This window comes from Burkholderia latens (assembly GCF_902499045.1).
GTDB classification, from domain to species: domain Bacteria; phylum Pseudomonadota; class Gammaproteobacteria; order Burkholderiales; family Burkholderiaceae; genus Burkholderia; species Burkholderia latens.
Window position 1 is genome coordinate 54,715 of record NZ_CABVPL010000020.1, and the last position, 14,646, is coordinate 69,360.

12 protein-coding genes are annotated in these 14,646 nt (G+C 69.5%); 8 read left to right on the plus strand and 4 right to left on the minus strand.

The genetic code is table 11. The annotated features are described in order from the left end of the window. Nucleotides 1-13 precede the first annotated feature (13 nt). The 3 genes from BSE24067_RS15900 to BSE24067_RS15910 are packed head-to-tail and all read left to right on the plus strand — an operon-like array spanning nucleotide 14 to nucleotide 3,455. The gene (locus tag BSE24067_RS15900) at nucleotides 14-1,825 is read left to right on the plus strand and encodes an ABC transporter permease (protein WP_151064425.1); all 1,812 of its coding nucleotides are present in this window, start codon (nucleotides 14-16) and stop codon (nucleotides 1,823-1,825) included. An 11-nt stretch (nucleotides 1,826-1,836) separates the two neighbouring features. Beyond that, the gene (locus BSE24067_RS15905) at nucleotides 1,837-2,694 is read left to right on the plus strand and encodes an ABC transporter ATP-binding protein (protein ID WP_151064424.1); all 858 of its coding nucleotides are present in this window, start codon (nucleotides 1,837-1,839) and stop codon (nucleotides 2,692-2,694) included. After that, nucleotides 2,691-3,455 carry an ABC transporter ATP-binding protein gene (locus BSE24067_RS15910; RefSeq protein WP_151064423.1) on the plus strand — a complete coding sequence of 255 codons (765 nt, stop codon included), beginning with the start codon at nucleotides 2,691-2,693 and terminating at the stop codon, nucleotides 3,453-3,455. Before BSE24067_RS15905 ends, BSE24067_RS15910 begins: the two co-directional genes overlap by 4 nt. 21 nt (nucleotides 3,456-3,476) lie before the next feature. Here BSE24067_RS15910 and BSE24067_RS15915 read toward each other — a convergent pair whose 3' ends face one another. Together BSE24067_RS15915 and BSE24067_RS15920 are read right to left on the minus strand one after the other, a co-directional pair. After that, entirely contained in the window at nucleotides 3,477-4,898 is a 1,422-nt protein-coding gene (locus tag BSE24067_RS15915) for a sensor histidine kinase (protein ID WP_151064422.1), read from the minus strand. Then, nucleotides 4,885-5,550: a response regulator transcription factor gene (locus BSE24067_RS15920; protein ID WP_151064421.1), complete on the minus strand. Its 666-nt coding sequence runs from the start codon at nucleotides 5,548-5,550 to the stop codon at nucleotides 4,885-4,887. The genes BSE24067_RS15915 and BSE24067_RS15920 overlap by 14 nt, the downstream gene beginning before the upstream one ends. Nucleotides 5,551-5,785: 235 nt before the next feature. Here BSE24067_RS15920 and BSE24067_RS15925 point away from each other — a divergent pair, with 235 nt between their 5' ends. Together BSE24067_RS15925 and BSE24067_RS15930 are read left to right on the plus strand one after the other, a co-directional pair. Further along, nucleotides 5,786-6,811, plus strand: coding sequence for an ABC transporter substrate-binding protein (locus BSE24067_RS15925; RefSeq protein ID WP_151064420.1), 1,026 nt, complete (start codon nucleotides 5,786-5,788; stop codon nucleotides 6,809-6,811). Between the two features lie 113 nt (nucleotides 6,812-6,924). Beyond that, nucleotides 6,925-8,238, plus strand: coding sequence for an MFS transporter (locus BSE24067_RS15930; RefSeq protein WP_151064419.1), 1,314 nt, complete (start codon nucleotides 6,925-6,927; stop codon nucleotides 8,236-8,238). Nucleotides 8,239-8,268: 30 nt separating this feature from the next. Here BSE24067_RS15930 and BSE24067_RS15935 read toward each other — a convergent pair whose 3' ends face one another. Both BSE24067_RS15935 and BSE24067_RS15940 read right to left on the minus strand, forming a co-directional pair. Next, nucleotides 8,269-10,071, minus strand: a complete 1,803-nt coding sequence (locus tag BSE24067_RS15935; RefSeq protein ID WP_151064418.1) for a sensor histidine kinase — start codon at nucleotides 10,069-10,071, stop codon at nucleotides 8,269-8,271. Then, entirely contained in the window at nucleotides 10,068-10,715 is a 648-nt protein-coding gene (locus BSE24067_RS15940; RefSeq protein WP_151064417.1) for a response regulator, read from the minus strand. The genes BSE24067_RS15935 and BSE24067_RS15940 overlap by 4 nt, the downstream gene beginning before the upstream one ends. A 306-nt stretch (nucleotides 10,716-11,021) precedes the next feature. On the opposite strand from BSE24067_RS15940, the gene BSE24067_RS15945 reads away from it, so the two are divergent. From BSE24067_RS15945 to BSE24067_RS15955, 3 genes are all read left to right on the plus strand, one after another. Continuing rightward, on the plus strand, nucleotides 11,022-11,474 hold the full coding sequence (locus BSE24067_RS15945) for a hypothetical protein (protein ID WP_151064416.1): 453 nt from the start codon (nucleotides 11,022-11,024) through the stop codon (nucleotides 11,472-11,474). A gap of 102 nt (nucleotides 11,475-11,576) precedes the next feature. Further along, nucleotides 11,577-13,595, plus strand: a complete 2,019-nt coding sequence (locus tag BSE24067_RS15950) for an LssY C-terminal domain-containing protein (RefSeq protein WP_151064415.1) — start codon at nucleotides 11,577-11,579, stop codon at nucleotides 13,593-13,595. 533 nt (nucleotides 13,596-14,128) lie between these two features. Beyond that, on the plus strand, nucleotides 14,129-14,638 hold the full coding sequence (locus BSE24067_RS15955; protein WP_151064414.1) for a GNAT family N-acetyltransferase: 510 nt from the start codon (nucleotides 14,129-14,131) through the stop codon (nucleotides 14,636-14,638). Nucleotides 14,639-14,646 lie beyond the last annotated feature (8 nt).

The following is a 14,646-nucleotide window of genomic DNA, read 5'->3' on the forward strand; positions in this document are numbered from 1 at the left end:
TGGACGCATCGTGATGGCTTCCTGGCTCGACTACACGCTCAACGGCCTCATCGTCGGCAACATCTACGCGCTGCTCGCGGTCGGGCTCGCGCTGATCTTCGGCGTGTCGCACCTGATCAACTTCGCGCACGGCTCGGTGTACATGGTCGGTGCGTTCATCGGCTGGCTGTGCCTGATGCGTTTCGGGCTGCCGCTGCCGATCGCGCTCGCGGCGGTCGTCGTCGGGTGCGGCGCGCTCGGCATCGCGATCGAACGTATCGGGCTGCGGCCGTTGCGCCATGCCGCGCGCATCGCGCCGCTGCTCGCGACGATCGGCATCAGCTTCATCCTCGATCAGCTCGCGCAGCTCGCATTCGGCGCCGACCCGCGCGCGGTGCCGACGCCGCTGCCCGACTGGCACCTGCGGATCGCCGGCGCGACGCTCGGTTCGCTCGACCTGCTGATCGCCGGGATCGGCATCGCCGCGGCCGCGCTGCTGTACGGCTTCCTGCGCTTTACGCGGCTCGGCTGGGCCGTACGCGCGACCGCGCAGGATCGCGATGCGGCGCTGCAGATGGGCGTCGACGTCGATCGCGTGAACCAGACCGTGTTCGCGATCGCGTGCGCGCTCGGCGGCGTGAGCGGGCTGCTGGTCGGCATGTACTACAACAGCATCGATCCGGCGATGGGTTTCCAGGCGACGCTGAAGGGCGTCGTCGCGCTGCTGATCGGCGGGCTCGGCAACGTGCCGGGCGCGATCGCGGGCAGCCTGCTGCTGGGGCTCGTCGAAAGCTACGGCGTCGCGCTGTTCGGCACGAGCTATCGCGACCTGTTCGCGTTCGGTCTGCTGATCGTGTTCCTCGTGTGGCGGCCGAACGGCCTGTTCAGCGCGAAGCGCGCGCTGCCGCCGGAGCCGATGACGGGCACGTTCCTCGCGGCCGCGAAGGCCGTGCGCGTGCCGCGCCCGATGCTCGCGGCGCTGATCGTGCTGGCGGCCGTGCTGCCGTGGCTCGGCGCGTCGCCGTACGTGCTGCAGACGCTGACCAACGCGTGGCTGTACGGGTTGCTCGCGCTGAGCCTCACGCTCGTCGCGGGCACGGTCGGGCAGATCTCGCTCGGCCATGCGGCGCTGCTCGTGATCGGCGCGTATGCGTCGGCGCTGCTGTCGTCGGATCTCGGCTGGTCGCCGGCCGTGACGATTCCGTGCGCGGGCGTCATCACCGCGGTCCTCGGCACGCTGCTCGTGTACCCGGCGTTCCGGCTGCGCGGGCACTATGTGTCGATCGCGACGCTCGGGATCGGCGAAGTGGTGAGCCTCGTGATCCTGAACTGGGACGGCCTCACGCGCGGCCCGCTCGGCATCACAGGCATCGTGCCGCTGCCGTGGGCGACGAGCGCACGCGCCGCGTACTGGTTCACGCTCGCGGTGCTCGTCGCGTTCGCGCTCGTGCAGCTGCGGCTGTTGCGCTCGCATCTCGGCCGCACGTTTCGCGCGGTGCGCGAGGACGACGTCGCCGCGCGCGCGCACGGCATCGCGCCGAACCGCTACAAGGCGATCGCGTTCGCGGTCGGCGGTGTCGCAGCCGGCGTGAGCGGCGGCATCGCCGCGCATCTGTACAGCTACATCAATCACCAGACCTTCGATTCGCAGGTGTCGATCCTCGCGCTGACGATGGTGATCCTCGGCGGCCTCGGCAACGTGCTCGGCGGTGTCGTCGGCGCGATCGCGCTGATCGGGCTGCCGGAGCTGTTCCGCTGGGCGGCCGACTACCGGATGCTGATCTACGGTCTCGTGCTGCTGCTGCTCGTCCGGTTCCGGCCGCAGGGCCTGCTCGGTACGGTGTGAGGAGGAATGAGATGACCGCTGTTCGACCCCTGCTCGACGTGCAGGGCCTGACGCGCCGCTTCGACGGCGTGACCGCGCTCGACGGCGCGAGCCTGACGCTCGCCGACGGCGAGCTGCTGAGCGTGATCGGCCCGAACGGCGCGGGCAAGTCGACGCTGTTCAACCTGATCGCGGGCGCTGACCGGCCCGATGCCGGCCGCGTGACATTCGACGGCCGCGACATCACCGGAACGGCGCCGGAACGGCTCGCGGCGCTGGGCATCGCGCGCACGTTCCAGCACGGCCGCGTGTTCGGCAACCTGAGCGTGCTCGACAACGTGCTGCTCGGCGCGCATGCGCGCTTGCGCGCGGCGCGGCCTGGCTGGCCGGCGCTCGGCGCGGCGGCCGAAGTGCTGCGCGCACTCGTGCGGCCGGCCTCGGTGCGGCGCGAGGAAGCGGCGCTGCGCGACGAGGCGCGCGACATCATCGCCGGATTCGGCGAACGGCTCACGCCGCGCATCGATCATCCGGCGCACAGCCTGTCGTACGCGAACCGGCGGCGCGTGGAGATCGGCCGCGCGCTCGCGCTGCATCCGCGCCTGCTGCTGCTCGACGAGCCGACGGCCGGGATGAACGAGACCGAGACGGCCGAGATGCTGCAGCTGATCCAGTCACTGAAGGCGCGCGGCCTGACGATCCTGCTGATCGAGCACAAGCTCGAACTCGTGATGCGCGTGTCCGACCGCGTGATGGTGCTCGACAACGGCGTGAAGATCGCCGAAGGCGCACCGCGTGACGTGCGGCACGATCCGCGCGTGATCGAGGCCTATCTCGGCCGCCGCCATGCGGGCGGCGCGGCTACCGAGCGCACCGTGCAGGCGGCCGCATGAGCGCACTTTCTTCGGAACCCGATACGACCATGACCGACGCGCTGCTGAAACTCGAACACCTCGATACGTTTTACGGACCGGTGCAGGTGCATTTCGACGTGAGCTTCGAAGTCGGCCGCGGGCAGATCGTCAGCCTCCTCGGCGGCAATGCGAGCGGCAAGTCGACGACGATGAAGCTGATTCTCGGGCTGATGCGGCCGCGCCGCGGTGTCGTGCGCTTCGACGGCGACGACGTGACCGCGCTCGCGACGCCGCAGCGCGTGCGGCGCGGGATCGCGGCCGTGCCGGAGGCGCGGCGGCTGTTCGGCGACATGAGCGTGCGCGAGAACCTGCTGATGGGCGCGTACACGCGCGGCGATCGTGCGGCGGTGGCCGACGACTACGAACGCGTGCTCGACCTGTTTCCGCGTGTGCGCGAACGGCTCGCGCAGCGCGCGGGCACGCTGTCCGGCGGGGAGCAGCAGATGCTTGCGATGGCGCGTGCACTGATGGCGCGGCCGAAACTGATCTGCATGGACGAGCCGACGATGGGGCTGTCGCCGCTCTACGTCGACAAGGTGCTGGAGCTGATCGATGCGATCAACCAGCAGGGCGTGACGGTGTTCATGGTCGAGCAGAACGCGAGCCTCGCGCTGGAGATCGCGCACTATGGTTACGTGCTGCAGACGGGGCGGGTCGTGCTCGAAGGGCCGGCGAAGGTGCTGCTCGACGACGAGCGGGTGCGCGATGCTTATCTCGGTGGGGAGGCGGTGGCAGTGTAAGTGCCGATACGCGGAGCAGAATCATGCTTCGTTTGTGTGCCTCGTCGTCCCCCGCGGAAACGTCAATACCACCGCAAACCCGCCCGCGTCCGGAAACGCGAACCCGACGCGCCCGCCGTGCGCCTTCATCACTTCCTGCACGATCGCGAGCCCGAGCCCCGACCCGGTGCGGCGCTCGCTGCCGTCCGGCGCGATCCGCACGAACGGCTGCAATGCCGCGTCCCAATGCTCGCGCGGAATGCCGGGACCGTTGTCGGTAACGGTCAGCGTGACCGCACCATCAACGTTGCCCGAAGTCGCGACCGACACGACGATGTCGTCCGCGTGCCCATGCAGCAGCGCGTTGTGCAGCACGTTCGACAACGCTTCCTGCAAGCTGATCGCATCGCCGTCGATCCATGCCTGCGGCGCATCGCTGGCGAACGCGACCGCCACGTCGCGCTCGCCAGCGAGCGGAATCGTGCGGCCCAGCACCTCTTTCGCGAGCGCGACGAGTTCGACGGGTTGCAGCGGCACGGCCTCGGTTCGATGAATCACCATCGCATGATTGAGCAACTGCCCCGTGAGACGCCCGACGTCCGAGCACGTCGCGCGCAACGCATCGAGCCGCGCCGCATGACGGGCCGGATCGGCTTCCCCGTCGAGCAATTCGATTTGCGCATCGAGTCGCGCGAGCGGCGTGCGCATCTGGTGCGCGGCATCGGCGATGAAGCGCTGCATCGCGTTGATCCGCTCGGCGAGCCGGCGTATCAGCCCGTTGATCGACCCGATGATCGCGTCGATCTCGCTCGGCGTATCGACGGCCACCGGCCGCAGGTCGGCCGGATCGCGCGCGGCGATGATCGCGCCGATCTGCGCGAGCGGGCGCAGCCCGCGCCGGATCGCGAGCCCGCTCGCACCGATCGCGAGCACGCTCATCAGCAGGATCAGCGTCCATACCTTGATGCTCATGTCGTTCGTCAGCTGCTGCCGCGCGTTGGTTGTCTGCGCAACCGTCACGAGCGCCCAGCCCGGCGTGCTTTCCTCGGGCATGTAGCGCGCGATGGTGGCAGTGCGGATCCGGTGCCCCTGGTAGACGGCATTCGCGAATGCCGGCCCCTGCTTCGCGGCGGCGAGCGTCGCGGGGGTCCCGAGATCGTTGTAGCCGGCGACGACGACACCGCGCGAATCGACGACCTTGTAATAGACGAGGTCGTAGCGCGACAGCGTGGACAGCGCAGCGACCGGCGGATTCAGCGCGAGCACGCCGCCCTGCACGTACAGGTTCTCCGCGACCTGGATCGACGCGCCGGCGAGCAGCTGGTCGTACGCGCGCTCGGCGGCGACGCCCGCGTAGTAGCGTGCGATCGCGGCGAGCGCGAGCGCGCCGGTCGCGACGACGAGCGCGATGAACAGCAGCGTGCGTCCGAACAGCGTCTTCGGGAACCAGTCAATGCGCGGCAATCTGATACCCCATCCCGCGTGCGGTGCGGATCTCGACCGAGCTGCCCTGCAGCTTCTTGCGCACGCGCGTCACGTATTGCTCGACCGCGTTCGCGCTCGGCTCGTTGCCGAAGCTGAACAACTGGTTCAGCAGCTCGTCCTTCGAGAAGATCCGCTGCGGGCGGCTCGCGAGAATTTCGAGGAGCGCGAATTCCTGGCGCGACAACGACAGCGGCTGGCCGTCGAGTTCCGCGAGCCGGCTGCTGCGGTCGATCACGAGGCCGCCGAGCGTCAGCACGTCGTTCGCGTGGCCGCTGTTGCGGCGCAGCAGCGCCTGCACGCGCGCATCGAGCTCGCGATAATCGAACGGCTTCACGAGATAGTCGTCGGCGCCGAGGCCGAGGCCGCTCACGCGATCGTCGATCGCCGAGCGCGCGGTGACGAGCAGCACCGGCGTCGTGCTGCCCGCTGCGCGCAGGTTGCGCAGCACCGCGAAGCCGTCGAGGCCGGGCAGGTTCGCATCGAGCACGACGAGATCGAAGCGCTCGACGCGCAGCAGGCTGTTCGCGGTCGAACCGTCGGTTTCGAGGTCGACGGCATGGCCGAGCCGCGCGAGCCGGCTGCGGATCGCCGCGCCGATTTCGGCATCGTCCTCCACGACGAGAATGCGCATGGTGCCGTTTGAAGGGTGAGGGTTAGGGGTTTTCCCGAGGCCGGGATGTCAGCATTTTCTCAGACTCGCTCGATAACCTGTGTTCAGCCGGAACGAGCGACGACGGCATTAATACCAGAGGAGACGACAACATGCAGCATGTCACGCGCACGACGAACGCGCGGCCGGACCGGCGGCGTAGCGCGATGGCGGCTGCCGCGCCGGCGCATGCCGCGCGCCGCACGGAGACGCGCGAATGTTGACGTCAGCCCGCCGCCGCACGATGCTCGCCGCCGGCCTCGGCATGCTGGGCGCGCTCGGCGCGCCGTCGCTGGTGCGCGCGAAGCCGCGCACGGTGCGGATCTCGAAGGGTTATGGCGTGCTGTATCTGCCGCTGCTCGTGATGGAGAAGCAGCGGCTGTTCGAGCGGCACGCGGCGCGGCACGGGCTGCGCGACGTCGCGGTCGAATGGGTGCTGCTCGACGGCGGCAATTCCGTCAACGACGCGATGATGGCCGGCACGCTCGACTTCGCGGGTGCCGGCGCGCCGGGTTTCATCGAGCTGTGGGCGCGGGCGCGTGGCATTCCGAACGTCGAGGTGATCGGCATCAGCGGATTGTCGACGACGTCGCTGTCGCTCAACGCGAACCGTCCCGGTCTCGCGTCGCTGCGCGACTTCACGCCGTCCGACCGGATCGCGGTGCCGGGCATCCGCACGTCGCTGTCGGCGGTCGTGCTGCAGATGGTCGCGAGCCGGCAACTCGGCGCCCGGCATTTCGCGCAACTGGATTCGATCACCGTGAACCTGCCGCATCCGCAGGCGATGCAGGCGCTGATTCGGCGCGAGAGCGGCGTCACCGCGCACTTCACGTCGCCGCCGTTCTCGACGCTCGAGTTGCGGCAGCCGGGCATTCATCGCGTCGTGAACTCGATCGACGTGCTCGGCCCGATGACGCTCGACGTCGTGTTCGCGCCGAAGCGGCTCGTCGATGCGGAGCCCGCGCTCGCCAGCGCGTTCCTCGGCGCGCTCGACGAAGCGAACCGGCTGATCGCGCAGGACCCGCGCACGGCGGCCGCGTTGTATGCGGCGTCGTCGGGTGTCGGCGTGTCGCACGACGACGTGATGCGGATGCTCGCCGCGCCGGACACGCGGTTCTCGGTGCGGCCGAACCAGCTGATGGACTACGTCGAGTTCCTGTATCTCGCCGGCACGATCAAGGCGAAGCCGCGCGCGTGGCACGAGATGTTCGCGCCGATGCTCGACGATTACCCGAGCGGCTGACGGCTTCCATCCGACAGCCGGCCACGATTTCCTCGAACACCATGGCGCACGCGCGTTCGTCGCGCGCGGCGCCGAATCAACCGACAAGCAACCGATTCACGGAGGAGCCCGCAGTGAATGCCACCACCGAAACCCTGGACCCCGCGTCCGCCGAAGAGCAGCGCATCATGTCGAAGATGGCGCGGCGCCTGCTGCCCATCCTCGTCGTGATGTTCCTGATCGCGTTCATCGACCGGCAGAACGTCGGCTTCGCGAAACTGCAGATGGTGCACAGCCTCGGGATGACCGAGGCCGCGTTCGGTCTCGCGTCGTCGCTGTTCTTCATCGGCTACCTGCTGTTCGAGGTGCCGAGCACGCTCGCGTTGCATCGCTACGGCGCCCGCGTGTGGCTCGCGCGGATCATGCTGACGTGGGGACTCATCACCGTGCTGATGGGCTTCACGACGTCGATGCCCGCGTTCTGTTCGCTGCGCTTTCTGCTCGGGATCGCCGAAGCCGGCTTCTATCCAGGCGTGATCTATTACCTGACGCTGTGGTTCCCGCAGAGCTACCGCGCGAAGGTGCTCGGCATCTTCACGCTCGGCAGTGCGCTCGCGAACATGCTCGGATCGCTGGTCGGCGGCGTATTGCTGAGCCTGAACGGCGTGTGGGGGCTCGCGGGCTGGCAGTGGGTGTTCGTGGCGACGGGTCTGCCGGCCGTGATCGTCGCGATCGTCGTGTTCCGCGTGCTGCCGGCGTCGTTCCGCGAAGCGCCGTTCCTCGACGAGCGCGAGAAGCAGATCGTCGCGGCCGCGCTGGAGCGCGAGAAGCCGACGCATGCCGAGCATGCGCAGCCGTGGAAGGCGCTGCTCGATCCGCGCGTGATGCTGTTCGCGGCGACTTACATGCTGATGTCGACGTCGCTGTACGGCGTCACGTACTGGCTGCCGACGCTCGTGAAATCGTTCGGCGTGTCGAGCACGACGAACGGCTTCCTGAGCATGCTGCCGTGGGCGCTCGCGGTGGTGCTGCTCGTGTGGCTGCCGTCGAAGCTGCGCCGCGCGAAGAGCATCCTGCGCACGATCGCGATCGTCGCGGCGCTCGGTGCGCTCGGCTTCCTGCTGAGCCTCGTGCTGCCGTCGACGCCGTTGCGCTTCATCGCGCTCGTGCTCGGCGGTGCATGCATTCCGCTGCTGTATCCGTGCTTCTGGTCGATGCCGCCGCGTTACTTCACCGGCGCGCGTGCGGCGGCGAGCGTCGCGGCAATCAACTCGATCGGCAACCTCGGCGGCTTCTTCAGCCAGAACCTGATGCCGTTCGCCGGCAAGGCGACGGGCACCGCATTCGGGCCGATGATCGTGCCGATCGTGTGCCTCGCGTTGCTCGGGATCGGCGCGCTGGTCGCGTGGACGCGTTCGGAGCGCGGGATGGTGGCGGCGCGGGCGTGAGCGTCCCGTCGGCGGTCCGCGTTGACCGCTTTACCCGTTCGTCCCCGGCGCGTCCGTTCCTTCATGCGCGACCGTCACATGCGTGGACGACACCGGAATATCCACCTCCACCGTCGTTCCTTCGCCGAGCGTCGTATCGATCCGCAGCGTGCCGCCGACGAGATACGCGCGCTCGCGCAGCCCCACCAGCCCGAACGAAGCCGACTTGCGCGGCGCGCCCGGATCGAAGCCCGCGCCGTCGTCGCGAATCGTCAGCGCGATCATCTCGTCGCGGTACAGGAGCTCGACGGTCGCGCATGACGCGGCCGCGTGCCGCGCGACGTTGGCAAGCGCCTCCTGCGCGATGCGGAACACGGCCGTCGCATACGGTTCGTCGAGCTGCAGTTCGCCCGGCTCGACGTGCAGTGTGCACGCCATCCCGTGACGGTTCCGGAAGTCCTGCACGAGCCATTGCATCGCGGCCGCGAACCCGAGATCGTCGAGCATCAGCGGACGCAGGTCGGATGCAATGCGCCGCGTGGCCGTCACCGCGCCGCGCGCGAGCGCATGCATCGCCGCGATCTTGCGCGCGAGCAGCGCGTCGTCCTGCGGCACGCGATCGAGCAGCCATTCGAGATCGTTCTTCAGCGTCGCGAGGGTCTGCGCGAGTTCGTCGTGCAGTTCGCGCGCGATGCGCCGCTGTTCCGCCTCGCGCGCGGTCGCGCTGATCGCCGCGATCTCGCGCAGCTCCTCGCGCGACGCCTGCAGCGCGCGTTCGGCACGCACGCGCTCCTCGACTTCGCGCCGCAGGTCGCGGTTCGACGCGCTCAGTTGCGCGGTGCGCGCGGCGACGCGCTGTTCGAGCCGTTCGTTCGCGTCGTTGAGCTGCGCGCTCTTCTGCACGACGAGCAGATGCTGGTCGCGCGCACCGGCGAGCGCACGCACCGTCTGCGCATGCAGCCGGCCGTTCTCGAACAGCAGCGCGAACAGCACGATGCCCGACGCGACGAGACCGTAGGTGCGGCCGGCGTAGAAGCCGAGATCGAAGCGCCCATGGTTCAGCATCGATGCCAGCGCGATGTCGAACAGCCACGCGACGAGCACGATCATCACCCACAGGTCCAGCACCGAATGGCGGCGCCGCTGCCGCCACATCAGCACGAGCGCGCCGAGGTTGAGCGTCCATACGATGACGATCGCGTCGGTCATCGTCGGCGTCATCCGGTTGCCCTGCATGATCCGCGGCAGCAGGTCGTGGCCGGCGGTCGCGAGCAGCGCGAGCGCGGCGGTCGCGCCGCCCGTGAGCACGATGCACAGCACGATCGGAATCGCGGCGCGGCGCTGCTCGAGCGACGCCGGGCGCGCACGCGACGCCGCGCGCAGCAGCACGTACGCGGCGACCGCCAGCGGAAAGCCGCCGTGCCAGAACAGATACAGCCACGCGGTGGTCTGTTCGCCCGCGCCGAGCAGGCCCGTCGGCGTGAACAGCCCCGGAAAGGTCAGCATGTGCGTGCCGGCCATGAAGCCCGTGAACAGGTAGCCGCCGGCGAGCGCGAGCAGCGATTTCTCGCGCAGGATCGCGTACTGGCCGAGCAGCAGGCCGGCCGTCACCATGTCGTTGACGACGATCGCCGACTGGTACACGGGAATGAAGCCCCACACGCGAGCAAGCGGCATGCCGGCGAACGGCGCGATCGCGACGAAGATCAGCGCCGACACGAGCACCGTCGCGATCGCGAGCCGCCGCTCGCGCCGGCCGGGCGGCAGCGACGACATGAACAGGCGCGACGGGTCCGGCGCGTCGTTATCGTCGTCGCCGCCGGCGGCGGAGCGGAAGCGCAACGCGCCCATCATGCGTCGCCGACGTCGAGGTCGAGAGCGTGGCGCACCGCGTAGCGCACCAGCGCGGCTTCGTGCGGCAGGTCCATCTTCTCGAGGATGCGCGTCTTGTACGTGCTGACCGTCTTCGCGCTCAGCGTGAGGTCCGATGCGATTCGCGTGACCGTCTGGCCGGCGACGATGCGGCGCATCACGTCGAGCTCCCGCGCCGACAACCGTTCGTGCGGCAGCATGCCGGCCGGCGAGCGCAGCGTGCGCGCGAGACTTTCGGCCGCCGACGGGCTCACGTAGACGCCGCCCGCCGCGACCTTCGCGACTGCCTCGACGAGCTCCGTGGCCGCGCTGTCCTTCGTCAGGTAGCCGGTCGCGCCGGCCTTGAACGCGCGCGCCGCGTACTGCGTCTCCGCGTGCATGGTCAGCACCATCATCCGCAGCGACGGCGCATGCGTCTTGATCAGCCGGATCAGATCGATGCCGGTCGGCCCCGGCATCGACAGGTCGAGCAGCAGCACGTCGGCGATGCGGCGCTCGGCCAGCGCGAGCGTGGCGGCGCCGTCGCTCGCTTCGCCGACGACTTCGAATCCGCCGGCCGCTTCCAGGATGTGACGCAGCCCGTCCCGCATGACTGCGTGATCGTCAGCCAGAATTACCCTGATCATCTAGCGACCTCTTCGGGATGGCGCCGCGGGCTGCGCTGCCGGGTGTCGCCGCGGCCGTTCTTCTGATCAATATATTCCGCCGAAGCGGGAAATGCTGCATCTGAAGGAAATTTTTGAGACATCCGGGGGGCGAATGTATCTTGAAAGGAAATAGTCCGCGCGAAATGGTACAAGCCCCGCGGCCAGACGGGGCCGGCATTCCGGCTGAGCCGCGTTCTTTCGGCGGCCCCGGCGCCTCGCGGCTCACGCCGATTAGGAGATAAACTGGTGCCCGATTGCACTGTTCCGCCCGCAGGAGCACTCACGATGATCGACCTCGCCGAGATACTGCCGTCCGCGCTGCCCGATGCCGTCGCGTGGGCAGGTGCGCAAGCGGCGCACGGGCTCGCAAGCGGTGTGCCGCTGACGCCTGCGCAGGCCGACGACGCGCGCGCCGTGGGCGTCGCGCAGCCGGAGCGGATTCGCGTCGTGATCGTCGACCGGCTGCCGTTTCCGGACACGCCGGCGCTGGGCGCGATCGCGCGCGACACCGGGCTGCTGTCGCCCGGAACGATCGGCCTCACGCTCGGCCATGCGGTGTTCGTGCTGCGCGGCCACGACACGCGACGCCTGCTTACCCATGAATTCCGCCATGTGCATCAGTACGAGGCAGCCGGGTCGATCGGTGCGTTTCTCGCGCGCTATCTGCACGAGATTGCAACCGTCGGCTATCACGACGCGCCGCTCGAAGCCGACGCGCGGCAGCACGAGTTCGACTGACGCCGCCGGCCGCCGCGAACGCACGCACGTGCCGATGAACGCTCCCGACGCCCCCGCCGGCCCGCTGCACGCGCCCGGCGCCGTCACGCCGCGCGGCCCGCGATGAGCGAGACGATCCACGCGTGGCTCGGCGCGATCGGCGCCCATCCGGCGCTCGTGCTGGCGATCGTGTTCGCCACCGCCTGTGCGGAGGCGATCGCGCTGATCGGCACGGTCGTGCCGGCCGGCGCGGTGATGTTCGCTGCCGGCACGCTGATCGGCGCGGGCGCGCTCGATGCGTGGACGACGATCGGCGTCGCGGCCGCCGGCGCGATCGCCGGCGACGGGATCAGCTACGAGCTCGGACGGCGCTACCGCGGCGCGGTGCGCAACGGCTGGGTCAGGCTGGGTTACGCGGATGCCTATGCGCGCGGCGAGCAGTTCGTGTTGCGCCACGGGATGAAGAGCATCGTGCTCGCGCGCTTCCTGGCGCCGGTGCGCGCGGTCGTGCCGGTCGTGGTGGGCTGCGCGACACTGCCGCGCCGTTCGTTCTATCCGGTCAACGTCGTGTCGGCGCTGATCTGGGCGCCCGTGCACGTCGCACCGGGCATCCTGTTCGGTGCATCGGCCGCGCTCGCCGCGGCGATCAGCGTGCGGGTCGCCGCGATCCTGCTTGTCGTCGCCGCGCTGGTCGCGCTCGTGTGGATCGGCGTGCGTGTCGCACTGCGGCGCGGCTGGCCGTTGCTGTGCCGTGCGGCCGCCGCGGCCATCCATGCCTGCATGGAGCACTGGCCGCGCTTCGGCGCGTGGCTGCACGACGCGATCGTGAAGGTGCGCCGCCTGCCGGGCGCGGTGCCCGTGTTCGCGCTGCTGTTCGTCGGCTGCGTATGGCTGTTCGCCCGCATCGTGCAGGACGTCGTCGCGAACGATCCGCTGATGCACGCCGACATCGCACTCTATGCGTTCCTGCAGAACCTGCGCACGCCACCCGTCGATGCGGCGATGCGCGCGCTCGCAGTGCTGCACGGCCACGATACGGGGCTGATCGTCGCGGCCGCGTTCCTCGTATGGCTATTGATTCATCGCTGCTGGTGGACGGCGGCGTGGTGGCTCGGCACGATCGGCATCGCGGTCGTGCTCGTGCCGGCGTTCGGCGTCGGCCTGCCCGGCACGACGCCCGCGAGCCTGCCGCCCGGCGCGCCGCACATGCCGCTGGCCGACGCCGATGCGGCGTTCGCGATGCTCGCGAGCAGCGGCATCGGCTGGGTGCTGACGCGCGACCGGCCCGCGCTGTGGCGCATTCCGGTCGTGACGGCGGTCGTGCTGTGGATCGTGCTCGGCGGCTTCGCGCGGCTGTACGTCGGCGAGACGTGGCTGTCGGGGCTGCTCGGCGGATGGAGCCTCGGGCTCGGATGGTTCGCGGTGCTGGCGGGCGCGTATGCGTACTGGCAGGTGCGCGAGCACGTGCAGCCGCGCGGCGCGCTCGTCGCCGTGCTCGTCGTGCTCGCGACGGCCGGCGTATGGACGGTGCCCGCGCAATGGCAGCTCGATCGCGCGGCGCGTCCGCATGGGGGCGACGTCGTCGCGATGACCGTCGATCAGTGGCTGCGCGGCGGCTGGCAACGCGTGCCGACGCGGCGCACCGAGATCGGCGGCGATCGCGAGGAACATCTGTCGCTGCAGTGGTGCGCGACGTCGGACACGCTCGACCGCCATCTTGCGCTGGCCGGCTGGCAGCGCGCGACGCCGTGGTCGCCCGCGACCGCGCTGCGCTGGTTGCTGCCGCAGGCGCCGGCCGATGCGTTGCCGGTGCTGCCGCGCTACACGCACGGCGAGAGCACGCGCCGCGTGTTCGTGCGCGTCGATCCGGCGCATCCGGACAGCCGGCTCGTGTTGCGGCTGTGGCGGTATCCGTACGTGCTGCAGGATGCGCTCGGGACGCGGCCGCTGTGGTACGGCGCGCTGTATCGCGAGACGCTGCATCGGCCTGCGCGGTTGATGACGTTCGTACGCACGGCGACGGTCGACGATGCGGCGACGATCGCGCAGGCGCTCAACGTCGAGCCGAGAATCGAACAGCCGCCGGCGGGGATGAGCACGGCGCCGCGCGCGATGCTGCTCGTGTGGATGGTGCAGCCGTGAAGCGCGCGTGCGACGTTACGCGTGCGACGGCCGGGACGGTTGCGCGGCGACGACGGACAGGCGCAGGCCGACCGTGTCGAGCACCGCGGGTAGCGTTTTGAGCGGGGGGGCCGTTCGGCGACGGCGAATAGAAGTATCGACGTGGCCGGGTGAGGTGTCGGATCGGGCCGATGAAGCGGAATGCACGCTGGTCGACGGCCGGATCGCGACGAAGCGCAACGTCAACGCGCTGCACGGGGAATGTGTCTGCCGCCTTCGCGGCTCCGGGTTTCGGCCATTGAGGGCGGCTTTCCGAACGACAATCATTCTTTCATTCGGCGCGTACGATGGCGATTCGGCCGGACGGTCGATCTCATTGGCGCCGACGGTGTGTTCGACGGCCGCGCATGCGGAGGGAGCGCGGCAATCTCGTTGGCAGTCCCCGGATGGAGCGACACGGCCAACGCGTTTCTGGCACCATCGCGCGATATGCCGCGGCACGCGGCTCTACTGTTGCGATGCCGTTTCAATCCCTCGCTTCGAAAGGACCCCGCATGATCACGCTTCGCCCGATGACCGAAGACGACTTTCCGCGCTTCTGGCCCACGTACCACGCGATCGTCGCCGCGCAGGAGACCTACGCATTCGATCCCGCACCGACGCGCGAAGCCGCGCGCGCGATCTGGCTCGACGCACCGCTCTGCACATGGGTGGCCGAAGAGGACGGCGTGCTGCTCGGCTCGTATTACCTGAAGGCGAACGCGGCCGGCCCCGGCAATCACGTGTGCAACTGCGGCTACATGGTCGACGAAGCCGCGCGCGGCAAGGGCGTCGCACGGCTGATGTGCGAACACTCGCAGCAGGTCGCGCGCGACCGCGGCTTCCTCGCGATGCAGTTCAACTCGGTGGTCGCGACGAACGAGGTCGCGGTCGCGCTGTGGCAGAAGCTCGGCTTCGACATCGTCGGCCGGCTGCCGCGCGCGTATCGTCACGCGCGGCTCGGCTTCGTCGATTGCCTCGTGATGTACAAATGGCTCGGCGACGCGGCGGCAGCCGGCGCCTGATTCCGCAG

Coding starts and splice junctions, on each gene's coding strand:
- BSE24067_RS15900 (WP_151064425.1), top strand. CDS start 14: ATGGCTTCCTGGCTCGACTACACGCTCAACGGCCTCATCGTCGGCAAC.
- BSE24067_RS15905 (WP_151064424.1), top strand. CDS start 1,837: ATGACCGCTGTTCGACCCCTGCTCGACGTGCAGGGCCTGACGCGCCGC.
- BSE24067_RS15910 (WP_151064423.1), top strand. CDS start 2,691: ATGAGCGCACTTTCTTCGGAACCCGATACGACCATGACCGACGCGCTG.
- BSE24067_RS15920 (WP_151064421.1), bottom strand. CDS start 5,550: ATGCGCATTCTCGTCGTGGAGGACGATGCCGAAATCGGCGCGGCGATC.
- BSE24067_RS15925 (WP_151064420.1), top strand. CDS start 5,786: ATGTTGACGTCAGCCCGCCGCCGCACGATGCTCGCCGCCGGCCTCGGC.
- BSE24067_RS15935 (WP_151064418.1), bottom strand. CDS start 10,071: ATGATGGGCGCGTTGCGCTTCCGCTCCGCCGCCGGCGGCGACGACGAT.
- BSE24067_RS15940 (WP_151064417.1), bottom strand. CDS start 10,715: ATGATCAGGGTAATTCTGGCTGACGATCACGCAGTCATGCGGGACGGG.
- BSE24067_RS15945 (WP_151064416.1), top strand. CDS start 11,022: ATGATCGACCTCGCCGAGATACTGCCGTCCGCGCTGCCCGATGCCGTC.
- BSE24067_RS15950 (WP_151064415.1), top strand. CDS start 11,577: ATGAGCGAGACGATCCACGCGTGGCTCGGCGCGATCGGCGCCCATCCG.
- BSE24067_RS15955 (WP_151064414.1), top strand. CDS start 14,129: ATGATCACGCTTCGCCCGATGACCGAAGACGACTTTCCGCGCTTCTGG.